Annotated in this window: 27 protein-coding genes and 1 tRNA gene; 17 read left to right on the top strand and 11 right to left on the bottom strand. The window is 36.5% G+C overall.

Annotated elements, in window-relative coordinates:
• Positions 1–94 precede the first annotated feature (94 nt).
• From argB to HIPMA_RS07585, 10 genes are all read left to right on the top strand, one after another.
• On the top strand, positions 95–946 hold the full coding sequence (argB, locus tag HIPMA_RS07625; RefSeq protein WP_013682456.1) for an acetylglutamate kinase: 852 nt from the start codon (positions 95–97) through the stop codon (positions 944–946).
• Positions 930–2,207, top strand: a complete 1,278-nt coding sequence (locus HIPMA_RS07620; protein WP_013682455.1) for a sensor histidine kinase — start codon at positions 930–932, stop codon at positions 2,205–2,207. The genes argB and HIPMA_RS07620 overlap by 17 nt, the downstream gene beginning before the upstream one ends.
• Positions 2,197–2,556 (top strand): response regulator, encoded by a 360-nt coding sequence (locus HIPMA_RS07615; RefSeq protein ID WP_013682454.1) that lies wholly within the window; start codon positions 2,197–2,199, stop codon positions 2,554–2,556. The genes HIPMA_RS07620 and HIPMA_RS07615 overlap by 11 nt, the downstream gene beginning before the upstream one ends.
• A 79-nt stretch (positions 2,557–2,635) precedes the next feature.
• Positions 2,636–2,821, top strand: a complete 186-nt coding sequence (locus tag HIPMA_RS07610) for a ferredoxin (RefSeq protein ID WP_013682453.1) — start codon at positions 2,636–2,638, stop codon at positions 2,819–2,821.
• 169 nt (positions 2,822–2,990) lie between these two features.
• Positions 2,991–3,146 carry a hypothetical protein gene (locus HIPMA_RS09580; RefSeq protein ID WP_013682452.1) on the top strand — a complete coding sequence of 52 codons (156 nt, stop codon included), beginning with the start codon at positions 2,991–2,993 and terminating at the stop codon, positions 3,144–3,146.
• A gap of 14 nt (positions 3,147–3,160) precedes the next feature.
• Positions 3,161–3,988: a transporter substrate-binding domain-containing protein gene (locus tag HIPMA_RS07605; protein ID WP_013682451.1), complete on the top strand. Its 828-nt coding sequence runs from the start codon at positions 3,161–3,163 to the stop codon at positions 3,986–3,988.
• 2 nt (positions 3,989–3,990) lie between these two features.
• Positions 3,991–4,935, top strand: a complete 945-nt coding sequence (locus HIPMA_RS07600; protein WP_013682450.1) for an amino acid ABC transporter permease — start codon at positions 3,991–3,993, stop codon at positions 4,933–4,935.
• Complete coding sequence (locus tag HIPMA_RS07595) at positions 4,928–5,674, top strand: amino acid ABC transporter ATP-binding protein (RefSeq protein ID WP_013682449.1); 747 nt, start codon at positions 4,928–4,930, stop codon at positions 5,672–5,674. Before HIPMA_RS07600 ends, HIPMA_RS07595 begins: the two co-directional genes overlap by 8 nt.
• Positions 5,671–6,699 carry a molybdopterin-binding protein gene (locus HIPMA_RS07590; protein WP_013682448.1) on the top strand — a complete coding sequence of 343 codons (1,029 nt, stop codon included), beginning with the start codon at positions 5,671–5,673 and terminating at the stop codon, positions 6,697–6,699. The genes HIPMA_RS07595 and HIPMA_RS07590 overlap by 4 nt, the downstream gene beginning before the upstream one ends.
• On the top strand, positions 6,699–7,871 hold the full coding sequence (locus tag HIPMA_RS07585) for a molybdopterin molybdotransferase MoeA (RefSeq protein WP_013682447.1): 1,173 nt from the start codon (positions 6,699–6,701) through the stop codon (positions 7,869–7,871). Before HIPMA_RS07590 ends, HIPMA_RS07585 begins: the two co-directional genes overlap by 1 nt.
• Positions 7,872–7,873: 2 nt before the next feature.
• On the opposite strand, the gene HIPMA_RS07580 is transcribed toward HIPMA_RS07585, so the two are convergent.
• From HIPMA_RS07580 to HIPMA_RS07540, 9 genes are all read right to left on the bottom strand, one after another.
• Entirely contained in the window at positions 7,874–8,221 is a 348-nt protein-coding gene (locus tag HIPMA_RS07580; protein WP_013682446.1) for a hypothetical protein, read from the bottom strand.
• Between the two features lies 1 nt (position 8,222).
• Complete coding sequence (locus HIPMA_RS09445) at positions 8,223–8,549, bottom strand: YraN family protein (protein ID WP_148226570.1); 327 nt, start codon at positions 8,547–8,549, stop codon at positions 8,223–8,225.
• A gap of 4 nt (positions 8,550–8,553) precedes the next feature.
• Positions 8,554–8,910, bottom strand: coding sequence for a 50S ribosomal protein L19 (gene rplS, locus HIPMA_RS07570; RefSeq protein WP_013682444.1), 357 nt, complete (start codon positions 8,908–8,910; stop codon positions 8,554–8,556).
• The gene (gene trmD / locus HIPMA_RS07565) at positions 8,903–9,574 is read right to left on the bottom strand and encodes a tRNA (guanosine(37)-N1)-methyltransferase TrmD (protein WP_013682443.1); all 672 of its coding nucleotides are present in this window, start codon (positions 9,572–9,574) and stop codon (positions 8,903–8,905) included. Before trmD ends, rplS begins: the two co-directional genes overlap by 8 nt.
• On the bottom strand, positions 9,574–9,804 hold the full coding sequence (locus HIPMA_RS07560) for a KH domain-containing protein (protein WP_013682442.1): 231 nt from the start codon (positions 9,802–9,804) through the stop codon (positions 9,574–9,576). The genes trmD and HIPMA_RS07560 overlap by 1 nt, the downstream gene beginning before the upstream one ends.
• Before the next feature lie 6 nt (positions 9,805–9,810).
• Entirely contained in the window at positions 9,811–10,044 is a 234-nt protein-coding gene (rpsP, locus tag HIPMA_RS07555) for a 30S ribosomal protein S16 (protein WP_013682441.1), read from the bottom strand.
• Between the two features lie 10 nt (positions 10,045–10,054).
• The gene (ffh, locus tag HIPMA_RS07550; protein ID WP_013682440.1) at positions 10,055–11,380 is read right to left on the bottom strand and encodes a signal recognition particle protein; all 1,326 of its coding nucleotides are present in this window, start codon (positions 11,378–11,380) and stop codon (positions 10,055–10,057) included.
• 65 nt (positions 11,381–11,445) lie between these two features.
• Positions 11,446–11,847 carry a PaaI family thioesterase gene (locus tag HIPMA_RS07545; protein WP_013682439.1) on the bottom strand — a complete coding sequence of 134 codons (402 nt, stop codon included), beginning with the start codon at positions 11,845–11,847 and terminating at the stop codon, positions 11,446–11,448.
• A 60-nt stretch (positions 11,848–11,907) separates the two neighbouring features.
• Complete coding sequence (locus tag HIPMA_RS07540) at positions 11,908–12,279, bottom strand: SpoIIAA family protein (protein ID WP_013682438.1); 372 nt, start codon at positions 12,277–12,279, stop codon at positions 11,908–11,910.
• Positions 12,280–12,379: 100 nt separating this feature from the next.
• Between HIPMA_RS07540 and HIPMA_RS07535 the strand changes: the two genes are divergently transcribed.
• A complete protein-coding gene (locus HIPMA_RS07535) occupies positions 12,380–12,877 on the top strand; it encodes a ferritin-like domain-containing protein (protein ID WP_013682437.1) in 498 nt (165 codons plus the stop codon).
• A 24-nt stretch (positions 12,878–12,901) separates the two neighbouring features.
• On the opposite strand, the gene HIPMA_RS07530 is transcribed toward HIPMA_RS07535, so the two are convergent.
• The gene (locus HIPMA_RS07530; protein WP_013682436.1) at positions 12,902–14,038 is read right to left on the bottom strand and encodes an IS481 family transposase; all 1,137 of its coding nucleotides are present in this window, start codon (positions 14,036–14,038) and stop codon (positions 12,902–12,904) included.
• Complete coding sequence (locus HIPMA_RS07525) at positions 14,031–14,267, bottom strand: hypothetical protein (protein ID WP_013681416.1); 237 nt, start codon at positions 14,265–14,267, stop codon at positions 14,031–14,033. Before HIPMA_RS07525 ends, HIPMA_RS07530 begins: the two co-directional genes overlap by 8 nt.
• 110 nt (positions 14,268–14,377) lie before the next feature.
• On the opposite strand from HIPMA_RS07525, the gene HIPMA_RS07520 reads away from it, so the two are divergent.
• The 6 genes from HIPMA_RS07520 to HIPMA_RS07495 all read left to right on the top strand — a co-directional run bounded on the left by HIPMA_RS07520 (position 14,378) and on the right by HIPMA_RS07495 (position 18,934).
• A tRNA-Leu gene (locus tag HIPMA_RS07520) sits at positions 14,378–14,462 on the top strand.
• A gap of 482 nt (positions 14,463–14,944) precedes the next feature.
• Entirely contained in the window at positions 14,945–16,606 is a 1,662-nt protein-coding gene (locus tag HIPMA_RS09235) for a bifunctional diguanylate cyclase/phosphohydrolase (RefSeq protein ID WP_148226569.1), read from the top strand.
• Complete coding sequence (gene tlyA / locus HIPMA_RS07510) at positions 16,596–17,306, top strand: 23S rRNA (cytidine-2'-O)-methyltransferase TlyA (RefSeq protein WP_013682434.1); 711 nt, start codon at positions 16,596–16,598, stop codon at positions 17,304–17,306. The genes HIPMA_RS09235 and tlyA overlap by 11 nt, the downstream gene beginning before the upstream one ends.
• Positions 17,299–17,898 (top strand): DedA family protein, encoded by a 600-nt coding sequence (locus HIPMA_RS07505; protein ID WP_013682433.1) that lies wholly within the window; start codon positions 17,299–17,301, stop codon positions 17,896–17,898. Before tlyA ends, HIPMA_RS07505 begins: the two co-directional genes overlap by 8 nt.
• On the top strand, positions 17,895–18,698 hold the full coding sequence (locus tag HIPMA_RS07500; RefSeq protein ID WP_013682432.1) for a sulfite exporter TauE/SafE family protein: 804 nt from the start codon (positions 17,895–17,897) through the stop codon (positions 18,696–18,698). Before HIPMA_RS07505 ends, HIPMA_RS07500 begins: the two co-directional genes overlap by 4 nt.
• Positions 18,695–18,934 (top strand): hypothetical protein, encoded by a 240-nt coding sequence (locus HIPMA_RS07495; RefSeq protein WP_013682431.1) that lies wholly within the window; start codon positions 18,695–18,697, stop codon positions 18,932–18,934. The genes HIPMA_RS07500 and HIPMA_RS07495 overlap by 4 nt, the downstream gene beginning before the upstream one ends.

Genomic DNA, 18,934 nt, shown 5'->3' with positions numbered 1-18,934 from the left:
AATCTATAGCATAAAACATGCCAAAAAGTCAAACGGTTATCTTGATTTTTTAAATCAATATGCTAAACTCCAACTAAAGCAAAGAGGGTGAGAGATGTTTGATAAAGGCGATTGTCTTGTTGAAGTTCTACCTTATATAAAAAAGTTTTACTCAAAAACGGTTGTTATAAAATACGGTGGCAGCGCCATGATTGAACCAAAGTTAAGGGAAAGTTTCTCCAAAGATGTATCCCTGCTTAAATATGTAGGCATAAATCCTATAGTGGTACACGGTGGAGGGCCTGAGATCGGGGATGTCCTAAAAAGACTTAACATAGAAAGCAAGTTTTATGAGGGTTTGCGCATAACCGACGAAAACACGATGGAAGTCGTAGTTATGGTTTTGGCTGGTAAAGTAAACAAAGAGATAGTGCTGCAGATAAACAAGAATGGAGGTCGGGCTGTTGGCATAAGTGGTGTTGACGCTCAAATAATAAAAGCAAAAAAGAAACTGCTAAAGGACATAGACCTGGGGCTTGTAGGGGATGTTGAGAGTGTTAATCCCACAATATTGATGCATTTATCAGAAAGCGGCTATATACCTGTTGTATCCCCTATTGGCGTAGACGATGATGGAAAGCGTTATAATATCAACGCAGATAGTGTTGCGAGTGCTATTGCTATAAGCTTGAAAGCCGAAAAACTTATATACTTAACGGATACAGATGGTGTGTTAAATAAAGAGGGTGAGCTTATATCATCGATAGAGATGTCCCAAATAAGCCAGATGATAAATGATGGAACGATAACAGGAGGTATGATACCCAAACTATTATCGGCTAAAGAAGCTATAAACAAAGGTGTCAACAAAGTTCATATTATAAATGGGACAAAAATTCATTCTTTGCTTGAGGAAATATTTACACAGGAAGGTGTAGGAAGCCAGATATATGCAAAAGAGTCATGAACTGAAACGGTTTTTGAATATATTAGAAAGAGCAGGTAGTTTAAAAGAGTTGTATTTAAGAGCTCTGCCATTTTTCTTTGAAATTTGCAATATAGATAAAATTCTGTTTTTTAAATTCAGTAAGAGGAAGAACTGCTTCGATCCTAAGCTTGCAGTAAAAAAAAGTGAAGCTTTGAAGATAATAAAGGACGATTATGAGAATTTTGATGTAGACAAACTATTTGAAAGTGAATTTAATAAAAAATTCAGGATTTTGGGGGTTAAGTGCAACGATACTGTAAGGGCTTTAGTGGGTCTATTTGTTGATAAGAAAGTTAAAATTATAAATTTTAACAACATTGCAGGTACTCAACTTAAAAATGTGTTAAGGGAATTTGGCTTTAAGAGGGAAATACTCAGCGTGCCGTTTGTATCTTTGGGCGAAATAGTTGGATTTATGCTTATAGATATATGTGAAATAGAGCATGTTAGGTGTTATGTAGGTGCATTTAGCTGTGCTCTGGGTAGACTTCTTTTAATTAAAAGCCTCAATAACCTTACAAATATTATAGAGACCCAAAAAGAGGAACTAAATAGGACTGATATAGTTTGCCAGATAGGTAAGACTGCTTTAACAATTGCTCATGAGATGAAAAATTCGCTTGTGGGTATAATAGGTCTGTTTGGTAAGCTTAAAGATAAACTTGGTGAAGATGAGAAGGCTGTGAAGTACTATCAGATAATTGATAAGGAGTTAAAAAAGCTCTATGATTTTACCTTGGATATAAATAAGTTCTCAAAAATAGTAAAACCCCGTGAATTTCAGCCTGTGGATATAGAAGATATTATAGATAATTCCATTGAAATGGTCTCTGCTTTTGCGAAAGATGTATCTTTCTCTGTGTCAATTGATGAAAATGTATCTCAGGTGCTTGCCGATAAGACTCAACTTGAACAGGTATTTTTAAATCTTTTTAAGAATTCAATAGAAGCAGGCAAAGGTAGGCATAAAGTCAAAATAGACGTTTCAGTTAGACTTGAAAATAATAACGTGGTTATTAGGATTAAAGATAATAGTGGAGGGGTGGATGAGGAAACATTGAGAAGTATGTTAAAACCGTTTTTCACCACTAAATCTTACGGTACGGGCTTGGGGCTTTCAATCGTGAAGGGTATAGTGGATAATCATAATGGCGAGTTGTTCTTTAGAAATGTGGATGGTGGATTGGAATGTGTTATAAGGTTGCCTTTAAATTTGGGAGGGGGAGAAAATGGCAGATAAGAAGAAAATTATGGTTGTAGACGATGAAGATGCCATAAGGTTGTTATACGAGGAGGAGTTTGAGGACGAAGGGTATGAGGTTGTCTCATGCGCAAGCGGCGATGAGGCTATAGAAAAGTTTGAGCAAGAAAAACCCGATCTGGTAATTTTAGATATAGCAATGCCAGGCATGAGTGGCTTGGATGTGCTTGCAAAAATAAAGGAAAAATCTCCCAAGACCCCTGTTATTATGTCTACAGCTTATTCGCATTACAAAAACGACTTTTATACGTATGTTGCCGATGCTTATATTGTAAAATCCCCTGATCTAACAGAGCTTAAAGAAAAAGTAACACAGCTTTTGGGGTAAATTTTCTTGACAGATAGGTTTAAATTTAATAGAAAAGCAACGGTAAAGTTAAGAAAGGAATTTTGTAGGAGGTGTATCGATGGCTAAGGTTTGGGTTGACGAGGCAAGCTGCATTGGTTGCGAGGCTTGTGTTGATGAGTTGCCAGATGTTTTCCAGATGAAAGATGGTAAAGCTACTGTTGTAAATCCTGAGGGAGCTTCTTTGGACGAAATTAAAGAGGTTGCTGAGGCTTGTCCAACAGAATCCATTAAGGTTGAAGAGTAATTAAACGCTAAAGGGCGCCATTTGGCGCCTTCTCTTTTTCCTGCCCTTATTTTATTAATTTTTCAATTTTTGATTTATTTTTTTATAAAAATTTAGTATAAAATTAACGGTTGATATATTTTAGTTTGCAATAATAAAATTTCTTGTTTATTATTAATGGGGGTGTAAGATGGAAGAACAAAAACTTGAGGCAGTGGAAGTTAAGTGCCCTAAATGTGGTTACACAATGATAATATATATGCCTAAAGAAGAAATACCCAAGTGCCCCAAATGTGGTACGCAGATGGTTATTAGTGAATTATTAGATGAAGGTAAATACTATTGATTAGGAGGTTTGGTATGAAAAGGTTGTTTGGTTTTTTGGTTTTTGTTGTTTCCTTGTTTATGTTGGTTTCATTTACTTCAAGGGCGGCCGATATTAACTTATGGCACAACTCAACACTTTATAAGATTCAAAAAAGAGGTGTTTTGAGGGTTGGTTTGAATGCCGGCTATATGCCATTTGAAATGAGAAGCAAGACAGGTAAGATTATTGGTTTTGATGTCGATATGGCTAAACTTATGGCAAAAGCTATGGGTGTTAAACTTAAAATAGTCAACACGGATTGGGATGGAATTATACCAGCTCTTATGACCAATAAATTTGATATTATCATGAGTGGAATGACGATAACCCAAAAAAGAAACCTGAAAGTTAACTTTGCTGATCCATATATAGTTGTTGGCCAAACCGTTTTAGTTAACAAAAAGTGGGCTGGAAAAATTAAAAGCTACAAAGATTTAAATGACCCTAAGTTTACCGTAACCGTTATGCTTGGAACAACTGGCGATTTTGCGGCTAAAAAGTATATATCCAAGGCAAAGATTCAGGAATTCCAGACAGAGGAAGAGGCTGTCATGCAGGTTATGCAGGGTAGGGCAGATGCCTTTGTCTATGATAAGCCCTATGAAAGTATTTTTTATTCCAATAAAGGTAAAGGTAAACTGATATTTTTGGATAAGCCTTTTACATATGAACCACTGGGATGGGCTATAAATAAAGGAGACCCTGACTTTTTGAATTGGCTCAACAACTTCTTAAGGCAGATTAAGCATGATGGCACCTATGACAAGGTTTATAAAAAATGGTTTGTAAATGTTAAAGATTGGATGGGTAAGGTTCAGTAGGTATGGATAGAAAAAAGAAGAATATCCTGATTTGGAATTTAGCCTTTATTGGTGTGATTATTGGGATAAGTTTTTTTATCTACAAGGCTTCTTTGAGGGTAAATTATTCTTGGAATTGGAGGGCTGTGCCCTCCTACCTTGTGTATAAATCCCAAAATGAGATAGACTCACCCACAAATGGGTTTGTGGAGGGTTACAAAGATGGTGCCGTAATCATAAAATCCACCGAAGGGAAACTCTTAAGAGTAAAAGTTAAGCACCCTACTGTATCCAAGGGTGCGGTTGTATCTATTGGTGATGAAGTAGGCTATAACTCAAGCTATAAAGCTGGGCCGCTACTTATGGGTTTGTATATGACCATAAAGGTTTCTTTGCTCTCCATAATTATGGCTTTGGTTATAGGCTTTATAGTGGGTCTTATGAGAATATCTGATAATCCCCTGTTTAAAAACTTGGCTATTGTTTATATTGAGCTTATAAGGGGGACCCCACTCCTTGTTCAGATATTTATCATCTATTTCTTTATAGGTACTATTTTTAGCATGACGCGATTTTTTGCTGGTGCCTTTGCTTTGGCTGTTTTTGAAGGTGCTTACATTGCAGAGATAATAAGGGCTGGAATACAATCAATACCCAGAGGACAAACAGAGGCGGCTGTGGCTTTGGGTATGAATTACTATCAAGTGATGCGCTATATTATAATGCCACAAGCCATAAAAAGGGTGCTACCTGCTTTAGCTGGCCAGTTTATATCTTTAATTAAGGACTCATCACTTTTATCTGTTATCTCCTTAACGGAGCTTACAAAAGCAGGAAAGGAGATAGTTTCCTCTACATTTAGCCCGTTTGAGGTGTGGTTCAGCGTAGCTGCACTGTATTTTATTGTAACGTATACGCTTTCCCTTTTAGATAGGTACTTGGAAAGGAGATTAGCTGGCAATGAGTGATACCAACGAGCCTATAATAGTAGCTGAACATCTACATAAAACATTTCCAAATGGTGTTAAGGCTTTAAGGGATGTATCTTTAAGTGTAAACAAGGGTGAGGTGGTTGTAATTATAGGTGCATCTGGTAGTGGCAAAACCACATTTTTAAGAACAATAAACCAACTTGAAACGGTTGATGAAGGTAGAATTGTTGTTGAGGGAGTAGAGATAACAGATCCCAAAACAAATCTTACCAAAATTAGAGCCGATGTTGGTATGGTGTTTCAGCATTTCAATGTTTTTCCACACTTAACAGTGCTTGAAAATGTTATGATAGGCCAAATTTTGGTTAGAAAGAGAAAAAAAGAAGAGGCAAAACAGATTGCCCTTGAGTTCTTATCAAAGGTGGGTATAGCCGATAAGAAGGATGACTATCCTACGAATTTAAGTGGTGGCCAGCAACAGAGGGTAGCAATAGCAAGGGCGTTGGCCATGCACCCCAAAATTATGCTGTTTGATGAGGCAACGAGTGCTTTGGATCCTGAGATGGTTGGTGGTATATTGGATATAATGAAGCAGCTTGCCAAAGCCGGGATGACTATGGTTGTTGTGACTCATGAGATGGGGTTTGCAAGAGAAGCGGCAGATAGGATAGTTTATATGGATTCTGGTAAAATTATAGAGATAGGTACTCCTGATGATATATTCACAAACCCCAAGAGCGACAGATTGAAGCAATTTTTAAGTCAGATTCTATGAAAAAGGTAAAAATCCCTATAGAAAAAGCTATAGGTGAAACTATACCGCATGATCTCACTAAAATTGCGCCCGGTGAAGGTTTTAAAGGGGTTTTATTTAAAAAAGGTCATGTGATAAACAAGGAAGATATACCGCTTCTTAAAAGTATAGGTAAAAACTATATATACAAACTTATTCTGGATGAAGATGAGATTCATGAAGATGACTTCGCCAAGATTTTATCAGAAAAGATAGCTGGTGAGAATATAGAATACGATGAAAGCCCTTCAGAGGGTAAGATAATGTTCAGGGCAGGTAAGGATGGCCTTTTTAAATTAAATAAGCAGCGTGTGGTTAAACTTAATATGATTGCAGAGACGTCCTTTCCTACTATTCACAATAATTTCCCAGTAAAAAAAGGCCAGAGTGTTGCTGCCTTTAGAATAATACCCCTTATTACAAAAAGAAAAGTATTACATAAGGCTTTGAATGTGGTTAATGAACCACTCATAAATGTTATGGAATACAAAATAAAAAAGGCTTCTTTAATTATTACAGGAACAGAGGTTTATGAGGGTAGGGTTAAAGATTTATTCAAACCTAAAATAGAGAGAAAGCTGGGTGATTTTAGTGTTGAGCTCGCAGACAGTATAATCGTTAAGGATAATTTGGGTGATATTAAGGAAGCTTTTTTAGAATTTACAAAAAGTGAGTCTGAGCTTATCCTGGTAAGCGGGGGCTCAAGTGTTGATCCAGATGATTTAACCAAAAAAGCTTTAAAGAAGGCTGGTGTTAGGTTTATAAGAGAGGGTAATCCTATTCAACCTGCAAATAATCTAACCATTGGTTATTTCGGTGAGATAACGGTATGCGTTGTGCCTGCAGGTGCTTTGTTTTACAAGGCGACTGCGTTTGATATATTTTTACCCAGGCTTCTTGCAAAAGATAGAATAACAAAAAGGGATATAGCGGAATATTCGGTTGGTGGGCTTTGTCATTTCTGTAAGGTTTGTGTTTATCCTATTTGTCCATTTGGGAAGGTGTGATGTTGAGAGTTGACGATGCGATTGATGTTATATTGAGTAATGTATTTCCAATTGATGGATGGGATGAGGTTTTCTTGGATAATGCACTAAACAGGGTAGCTTTTGAGGATGTTGTATCGAATATAGACGTGCCCGATTTTGATCGTTCCGCAATGGATGGTTATGCCCTTGTGTTCGGTGATGATAAGAAAAGATTTAGGGTAGTTGAGTCAGCGGATGAATTAGAGGAGAATTGCTGTATTAGAATAAATACCGGTTTTCCCATTCCAGATAAAGCCGATGCTATAGCTGAGGTTGAGATAACAAAGAGGGTGGGCAATTATATTGAACTTCTAAAACCTGTTGAAAGAAAAAGAAATTTTACTTCTAAGGGTATTGAACTAAAAAAAGGTGGCCTTCTTTTGAAAAAGGGTGAAAGAATAAGCGTAAGAAAACAAGCGCTTCTTGCCTATAGTGGGGTTTTTAAACTTAAGGTTTTTAGGGTGCCTATTGTAGGTATTATTACAACAGGCGATGAGGTTATATTTGCCGGGGATGAATTTGAATCTGGTAAGGTATATAATGCCAACTATTTTATCTTGAAAGGATTGGTTCAAAAATGGCTTGGCAGTCCTGTATATTTTGGTCATATAAAAGATGATAAGGCCCTACTTAAAAAAACAATAAGACATACGCTAAAAAGATGCGACATCCTTTTGACGACTGGCGGTGTTAGTATGGGTAGCAGGGATTTTATAAAATCGGTTTTAAGCGACATGGATGCTAATATATTTTTTGAAAAAACGACAATAAAACCTGGCAAGCCCGCTGTTTTTGCAAAAATTGAGGATAAGCCTTTTTTTGGGCTACCTGGTTGGCCTGCAGCTCTTTTTACGGTAGCTTATGTTTATTTAAAACCCATGCTATTTAAACTTGCAGGTATAGATAAACTTGCCAATGAATATTTAAACTGCATAATTGATGAGTCTATGCATTCTAAGATGGGTAAATGCTACTTTGATAGGGTCAGACTAACTATAACTGATGGTATGTATCATGGAGTTTCTGCAGGGTCTCAAAAAACGGATAATTTCTACTCAGTAGCTGTAGCCGATGGACTTGTTAGGATAGATGAGAAAGAAGAAGATAAAGAAAAGGGAGCAGAACTCCCTTTGATTGTTTTCGATGATTAGAATTATTTTTTAAAGAGGTTTTCTACATCGATAACCTTCTCCTCTTTTTTCTGAGAAGAGAAAGGATTTGCTTGGGGCATAGCTGAACTAATTTTGATATTACTCTTTGCCTCGAGGTATTTATTTTCTAAATCTTCTGGAACCTTCGAATATTCATAAACCACTTTATCCATACTTACAAATCCACTTATTTTCTCTTCAAAGGGAAAGCCATAAGGTACTATAGCTATCTGAATGCCGGCAGATCCAGGTATGACCTGAATTAAAGCTACATCCTCAAGCCCATCTCTTTCTTGATTATAACTACCTATTACCGTTTCGCCTGTTACAAGCTTTACAAACTTAATCATACTATTCCTCCATAAATGCGTTTTTTATCCAATTTGTGGCATCTTTGATAATACCTATGGCATCGAACCTAATATCGACATCAGATATTTTATATTTTAGCATGTAGAACTTTGCGCACTTTATTATTTTTGACCTCTTTTTTAAATCTACAAATTCAAGCGGCTCACTACCGTCGAATCTTGCTTTTACTTCAATAAAAACTAACAAATCACCCTTTTGTGCTATTATGTCTATCTCACCATCTCTGCAATGGAAGTTTCTTTGTATAATGGTGTATCCGTTATTTTTTAAAAGGTGGGCAGCCTTTTCTTCTGCCCACCTTCCTATTTTATTAGAATCCTTTTTTCTTAATCTTAGCAGCTTTTCCTCTTCTCTCTCTTAGATAGTAGAGTCTTGCTCTTCTTACCTTACCCCTCTGGATGACCTCTATTTTTTCAACGGATGGACTTAGGTATGGAAAAATCTTTTCTACACCTATTCCGTTTGATTCTTTCCTGACGGTAAATGTGCCATCTAGCCCTTTTCCGCCTCTTCTTCTGATTACAACACCTGCAAATATCTGGATTCTCTCTTTGTTTCCCTCTTTTACCTTTGTGTAGACCTTTACCGTATCGCCCGGCCAGATCTCCGGTATCTCTTTGTTTAAAGACTGAACCATCTCGTCTTTGAATGCCTTTAGCTTATCCATCTTCAACTCCCATCCACTTTATTGTTTTTTCTTTAGCCTTTTTTTCTCGCCACTCTTTTATCTTTTTATGGTTTCCCGAAAGTAAAATGTCAGGTACGGCCATTCCCCTGAAAATCCTTGGTCTTGTGTATTGAGGGTATTCAATTAGTCCGTTTTCAAAACTTTCTTCCTTTAGTGATTCCTCATTACCAAGAACACCAGGAATAAGCCTTACTGTAGCATCGACTATGGCCATAGCTGCTATTTCTCCTCCGCTGAGTACAAACTTGCCCAGAGAGATTTCCTCATCTGCTAAAAATCTAATCCTTTCATCAAAGCCTTCATATCTACCACAGATGATAGCAGTAGCCTCCATTTTTGATAACTCTTTTGCCTTCTGTTGGTTGAAAATAAGTCCGCCAGGGCTTAAAAGTATGACATGGACATTAGGGTTTTTTTCTTTGACATAGTCCATAGCTCTATATATGGGCTCTGGTTTCATTACCATCCCAGCGCCCCCACCGTAAGGATAATCATCTGTGGTTTTGTGTTTGTCGGTGGCAAAATCTCTGATGTTTACAAGCTCTATCTTTACAAGATCTTTTTCTTGGGCTCTCTTTATGATCGTTTCGTTAAATACGCTTTCAAACATACCTGGAAAGATGCTTAGGATGTAAATCTCCATTATTCAATGATTTCTAATACCGCCTTTTTGCCGGCTTTTTTGCTTGCTGCATTTAAAATGGTTCTTATTGCTTTGATGGTTTTGCCTTCTTTGCCTATGATTTTACCTAAATCATTCTTATCCACAGCCAGCTCTATTACAGTAGTTTTCTCCCCACCAATCTCTTTAATCTTGACAGCTTCTTGATTGTCTACGAGGCTATTTACTATGCAGCTTATTAGCTCTTTCATAGCCTGCTACCCCACCTTTTTTACAAGGTTTTTGACGGTTTCTGATACCTTGGCTCCCTTTTCTATCCAGCTGTTGTATTTTTCCATCTCTACCTTTATTGTTGGTGGTTCTGTTTTTGGATCGTAATATCCCAAAATCTCAATAACTGCTCCATCTCTCTTTTTTCTTGAATCAACAGCAACGATTCTGTAAAAGGGTTTTTTCTTCATGCCACCTCTTCTAAGTCTTATTACTACCACCTTTGCCTCCTCACATCTTTATTCCTAATCTTTTCATGAGATTAAACGCCTTTGATTTATTCATACCCTTCATCATTTTATTCATCTCTATAAACTGCTTGATAAGCCTATTTACATCACTAACCCTGGTTCCACTACCCTTAGCAATTCTTCTTTTTCTACTTGCGTTCAAGATTTTATAATTTTGCCTTTCCTCTTTTGTCATTGAAAGTATTATTGCCTCTATATGTTTTATTTCTTTATTGAACGACTCTTCATCGTCTATTTTTACTTTATTCATTCCTGGTATCATCTGTATAATCTTGGCAATTGAGCCCATTTTTTGGATTTTTTTAAGTTGATTTAAAAAATCGTCAAGGCTAAATTGTTGTTTTTTGAGTTTTCTTGCAAGTTCTTTAGCTTCCTTTTCATTCTCTGTTTCTCTAACCTTTTCGATAAGTGTTAATACATCACCCATGCCCAAGATTCTTGATGCTACTCTATCCGGGTAGAATGGCTCAAAATCACTAATTTTTTCACCAACGCCGGCAAATTTTATCGGTTTTCCAACAACCTTCATTATGGAAAGGGCTGCACCGCCACGCGCATCACCATCAAGTTTAGTGAAAATTGCACCTGTGATTCCTACCCTTTCATCAAAGACCTTTGCTACATTTACGGCTTCTTGACCTATCATGGCATCGGCAACAAAGAGTATCTCATCAGGTTCTATTTTTTGCTTGATTCTTTCTAACTCTTCCATTAATTCGTCGTCTATATGAAGCCTTCCGGCTGTGTCTATTATGATAACGTTCTTGCCATTTTGTTTTGCATAATTCAATGCCTCTTTTGCTATGTCTTCAGGTTTTGAATTTTCTTTTGAGAATACATCTATATTTATTTGTTTACCTAAAATCTGAAGCTGTTTTATTGCTGCAGGTCTATAAATATCGCAAGCAACCAAGAGGGGCTGTCTGCCTTTGGAGCGTAAGAATTTAGCAAGTTTTGCTGCCGTTGTGGTTTTACCACTTCCTTGAAGACCTACGAGCATTATAATAAAGGGTGTTTTGGTTATGGTTAGGGGTTGTGCCTGGCCACCCAAGATCTCGGTTAGCTTTTTGTGGACTTCTTCAACGACGATTTGCCCAGGTGTTAGGCTCTTCTCTAATTCTTTCCCCTTTAGCTCCTCTTTGAGTTCTTTTGTGAAGTCTTTTACGACCTTATAGTTTACATCCGCTTCCAACAGGGCGAACTTTATCTCTCTAAGGGCGTTGTCTAAATCTTTTTCTGTGATAACACCCTTTGATTTTATGACCTTAAAAATATCGTTAAGTTTCTCGGTCAAATCCGAAAACATCAAAACACCCCCAAGTAGCGCACAATCCTATTAAAAATAAGGATAATTGTCAATATTTTTGGAATTTATTGGATAGTTTTGCCTTTGGAGTAGGCAACACCTTGCACTATTGCAATAAGCTCATCGTTCTCGTTTTTTACGTCTATTTGATATACAGCAACTCTTTTGTTTCTTGAAATTTCTTTGGCACAGGCCTTTAGAATTCCTTGGTCTGTAGCCTTTATGAATGAAATAGTAGCGTTTAGACTTAGATTTAGAATGCCACGAGAGTTTGCCGCAGCTCCAAAGGCCAAATCTGCCAAGGTAAAAATAACCCCACCCTGGACTACCCCTGCTGCATTTAAATGTTTTTCTTCTATTTTCATCGTGGCAACAGCATAGCCCTCTTTTACTTCAATTAATCTCATGTTGTTGTGTTTTGCAAATCTATCGTTTTCGTTTAGAAGCTTTTTTATCTTCTCGTACACAACATAATGATGCCATGATATCCTTGATTTTTCAAGTTTTTACTGGCCGTGTTTTGTATATTAGATGTTGTTTTGATAAAGCCACTTTCTTGCATTACCGATTTCATTATTTGAAAATACTTTTACTTTAGCTGGAATTATAAATGAAAATGCCTTTACTCCGTTTATAATCCATTCGACATCACTAACAACGGCTATTTTTTCCCACGCATTGAAAAACATTAAGCCGGCCTTTGCGTCGTCTATCACAGCTTTTAGCTGATATGATTTAAACTCTTTGGTTACATGGTAGAGTATTCGTATCTTTCTATGTTTTTTGAGTTTTTCCTTTATTGCAGGTATTAAAGTGTTTTCATAATCTTCGGCTGTTATGAGTCCGCTGAGTTTAAATTTCAATACGTTGCTTTGTAGGTCATTATAGATCTCAATCATTTTTTAACCTCCCGGCAAGTATTTGTTTTCAAAGAGTTGACGTTAGAATAAGTTTAACATATACTGAAAAATAAATAAATAATTTTTAGGAGGTGGAATTATGGGTAGCAAAGGTATTGAGATTGTAGGTATGGATGTTAATGAGGTTATTAATCTGTTGAATAAAGCATATGCCGATGAGTGGCTTGCGTATTATCAGTATTGGCTTGGTGCTAAAGTAGTTAAAGGGCCAATGAAAGAGGCTGTAATACAGGAGTTGATAGAGCATGCAAACGATGAGCTTAGGCATGCAGATATGGTTGCAAATAGGATTATACAACTTGGTGGCACACCAATTTTAAAACCCGCCCAGTGGTATGATTTTACAAATTGCGGCTATGATGCTCCAGAAAATCCTGTAGTTGAGGAAATACTGAAACAGAATATAAAGGGAGAACAATGCGCAATCAGTGTTTATAAAAGCCTTCTTGATACTACGCACATGAAAGACCCTGTAACATATAACCTGGCCTTGCAGATATTGGAAGATGAGGTTGAGCATGAAGAGGATCTTCAATCGCTCATGGAGGATGTAGGCATTTTGATTGGCAAAAGATAGTCTGAGGGCTTATGCCCTTCTTTTTTAGAGTTTGTGATTTAAATACTGGTAAGTGGTCCACACATACTTACCACCTCTACTAAATATATACAGGTTCACAAACTTACTCAACCATTCATAAGGGTAGCCTGCTACCCTTATGATATCTTCCAGTAGTAAGGTTGGAAACCTTACTATGTTTTCAGATATCATAGCTTTTGTTGATTTCAGTTTCTCAAAAGGCGTTAGGCCGTTCATGTCTATGCCATAGTGAGGTCTTGCTGTATTCCATGTATCCTGCCATTGTTGAGCTTTGAGCAAGAACTCAGCGTCATTCCTGCACCTTTCTGGATGAATGGAGAAAAATGATTCATCGTCTTTTCTGTGTGAGTTTTCAACTATAGCCTGGAGGTGTTTTGCACCTGGTGGTATGGGTTTTAACTCTACATTCAGTTTTGAAAAGAATTCGTTGTATTCATCCAATTTTCTTCTGCTTGAGGATGCAAATTCAGAACCGTTGTCCAACCTTATGTTTATTTTTCCCCTTACATTGTGCAGCTTTAACCACAGTACGACAAAAAGGATAAAAGCAAATCCAAAGGATGCAGAAAGAGTATGGGAGTAAGCTGCAAATCTCATTCTCGTTTTTACATCTATTGCGTTCCATTCATATTTTGGCAGGTCGTATTTCTCTATGTGTCTATACACGCTCTTTGGTAGAGATGTTTCATCCAGTATGTGTTTTGTGTCTATCTGAAGGTGGCTAAAGGGCGTCAGGTGTTCATAATCATAAAGATGCCTTCTGTTTTTGTTTAGAGTCCTTATTTTCTTTTTCCTCACCCTGTTTCTCTTTAAAACCTTCTTTATTGTGTTTTCGCTTATCTCTATGGAGTATTTGTTCTTTAGGTAATAGCTTAGAAGCCTGTATCTGTACCCTGTGCTTTTTGCCTCTTCAACAATGAGTTTTTCAAGAGAACAGCCTATCTTTTTTCTTATGTTCTTTGGTCTTCTTGATAAGTCATTTAGTTCTCCATCCCTTGCCCTTCTCACTGTAGCCCTTGATATGCCAAGTATTCTTGCTGTTTTTGAGACATTGCCGTTGTTTTTCTCTAAAACCTTTCTGACCAAAATTCTTGCACTTGCAGGGTTTGATTTTCTCAAAGTGTGGTATATACTATCCATGATGCAGCCTCCATCCCTTTAGGAATTTTATGGGTCTTCCTATTATATTCAAATCCAGTGATTTGAATATGCAAAAGAGGATGTGGGCTGCATCAGCCCTTGAGAAAGAGAAAGATTTAACGGGCAGAAAACCTACTTTCAGGTTTTCTGCCCCTACTATCTTTCTTATTCTCTTCACTTCCATGTTGGTGCCTCCACTCTCTTTTCTATCATTCTCATTCTCAGACATAGATATTACCTCTATTTGCTTTAGGTGGTAAGTATGTTTGGACCTATCTGGTGTGATTTAAATACTCTTATTGACAAAAGGGTTTAACTTGTATATAAAATTTAGGCGTCGCGAGCGTGGCGGAACTGGTAGACGCGCTAGACTTAGGATCTAGTGCCGCAAGGCGTGGGAGTTCGAGTCTCCCCGCTCGCACCATTTTTACCTTATCTTCTTTACAATTTCACTGTTTTCACTTAAACTATAAGCTGTGGTTAAATATTTAGTATCTGTTTGAAGGGAGATTTAAGCTGAGGCACTCTTTAAAAAGTTTACTTTTCCTTATATCCGAAAGCGGTATAAATAGTAAAACATTAAAAAGTATTGCTAACTTTTTTGGTGTAGATTTCTGCGGCGTTGTTGTTCTTAAGGATTTAGAGGTTTACTTTGATTCCGTATCAGATGAACTGGATTTTAATATAGTTTCTTTCTTTTGGAAACATTATCAGGTCCTTGAAAATGCTGTAAAGAGTCATGAGTATTTAATTTTAGACAAGAATGATATTGCTGGATCGCCTAGTGATGTAAGTTTTGAAACATTGGTTATTAAGGGTTTATATACGAGTGTCGATGCGGTCATTTTGCTTGGAAACTTTAATGAAAGGAAATTTTCAAAGAAGGATATAGATAATATAAATCAGTTGAGTCTTTTTTTATCTGTAGTTTTAGAAAATTCGATACTTAATCAGCTTTTAAATAAAGAGATGCTGAGTTTAGATATGATGCCTCCTGAATCATCCTCAAAAGATGATATTAAAAGATGGGTTTTTTACAATTTAAACAAAATAATGGAATTAACTAAATCAAAGGCCGTGAGTTTTGTTTTTCCTGATTATAATTTATATTCATTTGTTTGCAAAGACAACTCTCTAAATTTTATTAATTTTAAAAAAACCGAAAGGGTTAGGGGTACTCTTACATACAGGGTTTTTGAAATGGGTCTTAGAGGGCCTGTTGTGTTTAGATATAAACTCTCTCAATCTATTGAATGTTTAAATAACATTAAAGATAAATTGGGTATTGAAAATGTGCTTATTGTGCCTGTATGGGAGAATGGAAAACTGTTAAGTGTCATAGGCTATGGTTATTTGCACGATTATAAATTCAGTATTTACGATGTAAACTTTGTTAGGCTTTTGGCAAAAAGGCTTACGCGTTTTATAAGAACAGTAAAGGAATTTAGTTACTTATTAAACATAATTAGCTCAAGCGAAAAAGAGATAATAAACAGTTTTATTCTAACCATAGAGATGAGGGATGTTTATACAAAGGGTCATTCTCAGCGTGTTGCTTATTATGCAAGAAAAATTGCCCAAGCTTTAGGTTTTTCAAAAGAATTTGTTGAAAAGGTTTACATAGCCGGCCTTCTTCATGATATAGGTAAAATCAGTATTCCGGATGCCATTCTTTTGAAGCCTGACAGGCTTTCGAGAGTAGAGTATGAAATGATAAAGTATCACTCTGTTATGTCGTATGAAATTGTTAGACAATTTAAAAGTTTAAAGAATTTAAAAGAAATAGCAAAAATGGTAAGACATCACCATGAACGCTGCGATGGTAATGGTTATCCTGATAAGCTTTTATGCAAAAATATTACAAAGGGAGCAAGGATACTGGCAATAGCCGATGTGTTCGATGCCTTAACAACATCAAGGCCATATAGGAAATCTTTCTCAAAAGAAGATGCAATAAAGATAATGGCAGAAGATAAAGGACATCTCGATGAGAAAATATTCAGCAAGGTTAAAAATGTACTTTTGGAGTCTTATGCTGAGGCGGAGAAACTTGTCAAAGATTCTCTGATCCCCAAGGTATTTGATGACTACAAGAGACGCTTTTCAAACATTGACCCACTTACAGGTATTCTTAATAGAAGTGCATTACTTAAGAGTATAGATTCTATGATAGATAGAGGAGATTCTTTTAAACTTTATATGGTGGATGTAAAGAATATGGACTTAATAAACATAAGGTGTGGTAATAAAGTTGGTGATATGATTTTGGTGAAAACCGCTGAGATTCTAAAGGAAGCCGAAAAATACAGTGTTGTTTCAATAGGAAGATTTGGTGGGGATTCTTTTATTTTGATTAAGTCTTCCAAGGGGCATGATAAATCCTCTAAAGAGCTTAAAATGTTTTTGGAAAATTTAAGTAAAAGACTAAAAGACTCGTGTGATGCAGGAGTTTTACCTAAAAAGATTGCATTTACTGTGGTTAGTGTTGACTCTTCTGAGGCTGCAACTTCAAGTGAGTTAATATTCCTTTTACGCAAAAGAAAAAAGGTTTTATCTGGTGAGGCTTGATTTATTTTTGGTGGAAAACGGATTTGTAGAAACAAGAAGCAGGGCAAAGCAGATAATAGAAGAAGGTGGTGTTAGAATTTCTGAGAAGGTTATAACCAAACCTTCTTTTAATGTTAAAGATGGCGATTCTGTTGATGTTGTGGATGTACTAAAATATGTGAGCAGGGCAGGTCTGAAGCTTGAGGCGGCAATAGATGAATTTGGTGTAGATGTAAATGGTAAGATATGTTTGGATGTTGGTTCATCGACGGGTGGTTTTACGGATTGTCTTCTAAAGAAGGGTGCGTCAACAGTTGTAGCAGTAGATGTTGGTAAAGCTCAGCTCCATGAGAGCCTGCGAACTGATCCGCGTGTAGTATTGTTCGAAGAAACAGATATAAGAGAGTTCAAAACAGACAAAAAGTTTGATATTGTTACGGTAGATGTAAGCTTTATATCCCTTAAGTACATATTAAAGCCAATTTTTGGTTTTTTAAAAGATAATGGCGACTGTATAGCTTTGGTAAAACCACAGTTTGAAGTTGGAAGAGGAAAGACAAAGAGGGGTATAGTGAAAGAAAAAAGGTTAATAGAGAGTGTTTTGTCTGATATAAAGGTATTTGCTTTAGAATGTGGCTTTGTGATTGAAGGTTTGATGCAATCACCTATAACAGGTAAAGACGGAAACCGAGAATTTTTGATGTATCTTAAGCATGGATAGAGCTTTAGATGTTCTCCTTGCAATAAAGGAGCATCCCTTATTTGTATATTGTGTGATTTTTGGCGTGTCGTTTTTTGAGTCCTTTGTTTTAGTTGGCGAGTTTGTGCCTGGTGCTGCTTTTGCTTTTGCAGCTGGTTTTTTGGCATCCAAAGGGGTTTTGAATATCTATATTGCTGTTGTTTGTGCTATTTGCGGGGCAATTCTGGCAGACATTTTAGGATATTATCTTGGCCTTATGTTTTATGCTAAGCTTGTAGAAAAGAGGTTTTTTAGTAGATACAAAAATTTAATAGAAAAAGGAGAACAATTTTTTAAAAAGCATGGCGGAAAGAGTGTTTTTATAGGCAGGTTTATAGGTCCTTTTAGACCTGTTGTACCATTTATTGCAGGTTCTATGCTAATGAGAAAAGATGCTTTTATATTTTGGGCTGTTTTAAGTGGTATTCTTTGGGGTATATCCTATTTAGGCATCGGTTATCTATTTGGCAATAATATAGATTTGATAATTTCTAAGCTTAGGAGTATAAATTTAATATTGGGTGTTTTTCTTCTGGTGTCGGTATTGTTTTATCTTTGGAGGCGGTATAGATGATAGAGTTTCTTTCTGTAAGTATTATTTCGTTTCTGGCCTCCTCTGTTGGTGCTCTGCTTGGTATAGGTGGCGGTGTTGTTATGGTTCCTCTATTTGTTATGTTCTGTAAGCTTACAATTCAACAGGCTGTGGCTATAAGCTTATTTACAATTATTGGTACAAGTGCGCTTGTTAGTTCTAAGTTTATAAAAAGTGGCGCGTTAAATCTGAAGCTTGGTATTTCTCTGGAGCTTTTTACCACGGGGGGTTCTATTGTTGGTGGCCTTGTAGCTTTACGCTTGAACCATAGGCTGCTAAGTGCTCTTTTTGGGTTATTTTTAATTGGTGTGGCTTTTTTGATGAGTATAAAAAATAGAAAGAATATGGAAAAATTAGCCGAAAATGGAAGTTTTTCTTATTTTGATGACAAACTCAATAAAAATGTGTTTTATACACCAAAAAATTTAACAGCTGCTTACCCCATTTCTTTTGCGGCCGGACTTACAAGTGGCATGTTTGGCATAGGTGGTGGAGTTTTAAAGGTGCCTCTATTGTTTAAAATTTGCAAACTCCCCATTAAAGTGGCTACGGCTACAAGCAGTTTCATGGTGGGTATCACAGCCTCAGCTGCCGCATATATATACTACTCAAACGGCGTTTTAATCCCACAGCTTGCTTTTTTTAGCATGATTGGATCCCTATTTGGCTCAAGGGTTGGGGTTCTGATTCATTCAAAGATAGATTCTGAAAAATTAAAGCAGGTGTTTATCTACTCATTGATTGTAATTGCTATTTTTATGATTTTTAAGGCTTTGAAATGAAGATTTTGTCGTTGGTTTTTAGAGTTATATTTTGGCTTAGTTTTGCTTTGATGGGGGCTGGCTTTGTTTTTGGATTTTCTTTTTTTAAGGCAGGGATGCTTGCTCTTATACTCTCTCCTGTTTTGATTTGCCTGTTTGCTTTCTGGTGGTTTTTGTTTAAAGAAAAAGACCCCTTAGGGGCCTTAACCTCTTTTGCTTTGTTTTTGATTTTATTCTTAAATCTTGTATTTAATTAA

The sequence above is a fragment of the Hippea maritima DSM 10411 genome (assembly GCF_000194135.1).
Lineage (GTDB): Bacteria > Campylobacterota_A > Desulfurellia > Desulfurellales > Hippeaceae > Hippea > Hippea maritima.
Note: the sequence above shows the minus strand (reverse complement) of the source record. Positions and strands in the feature narration are given on the sequence as shown.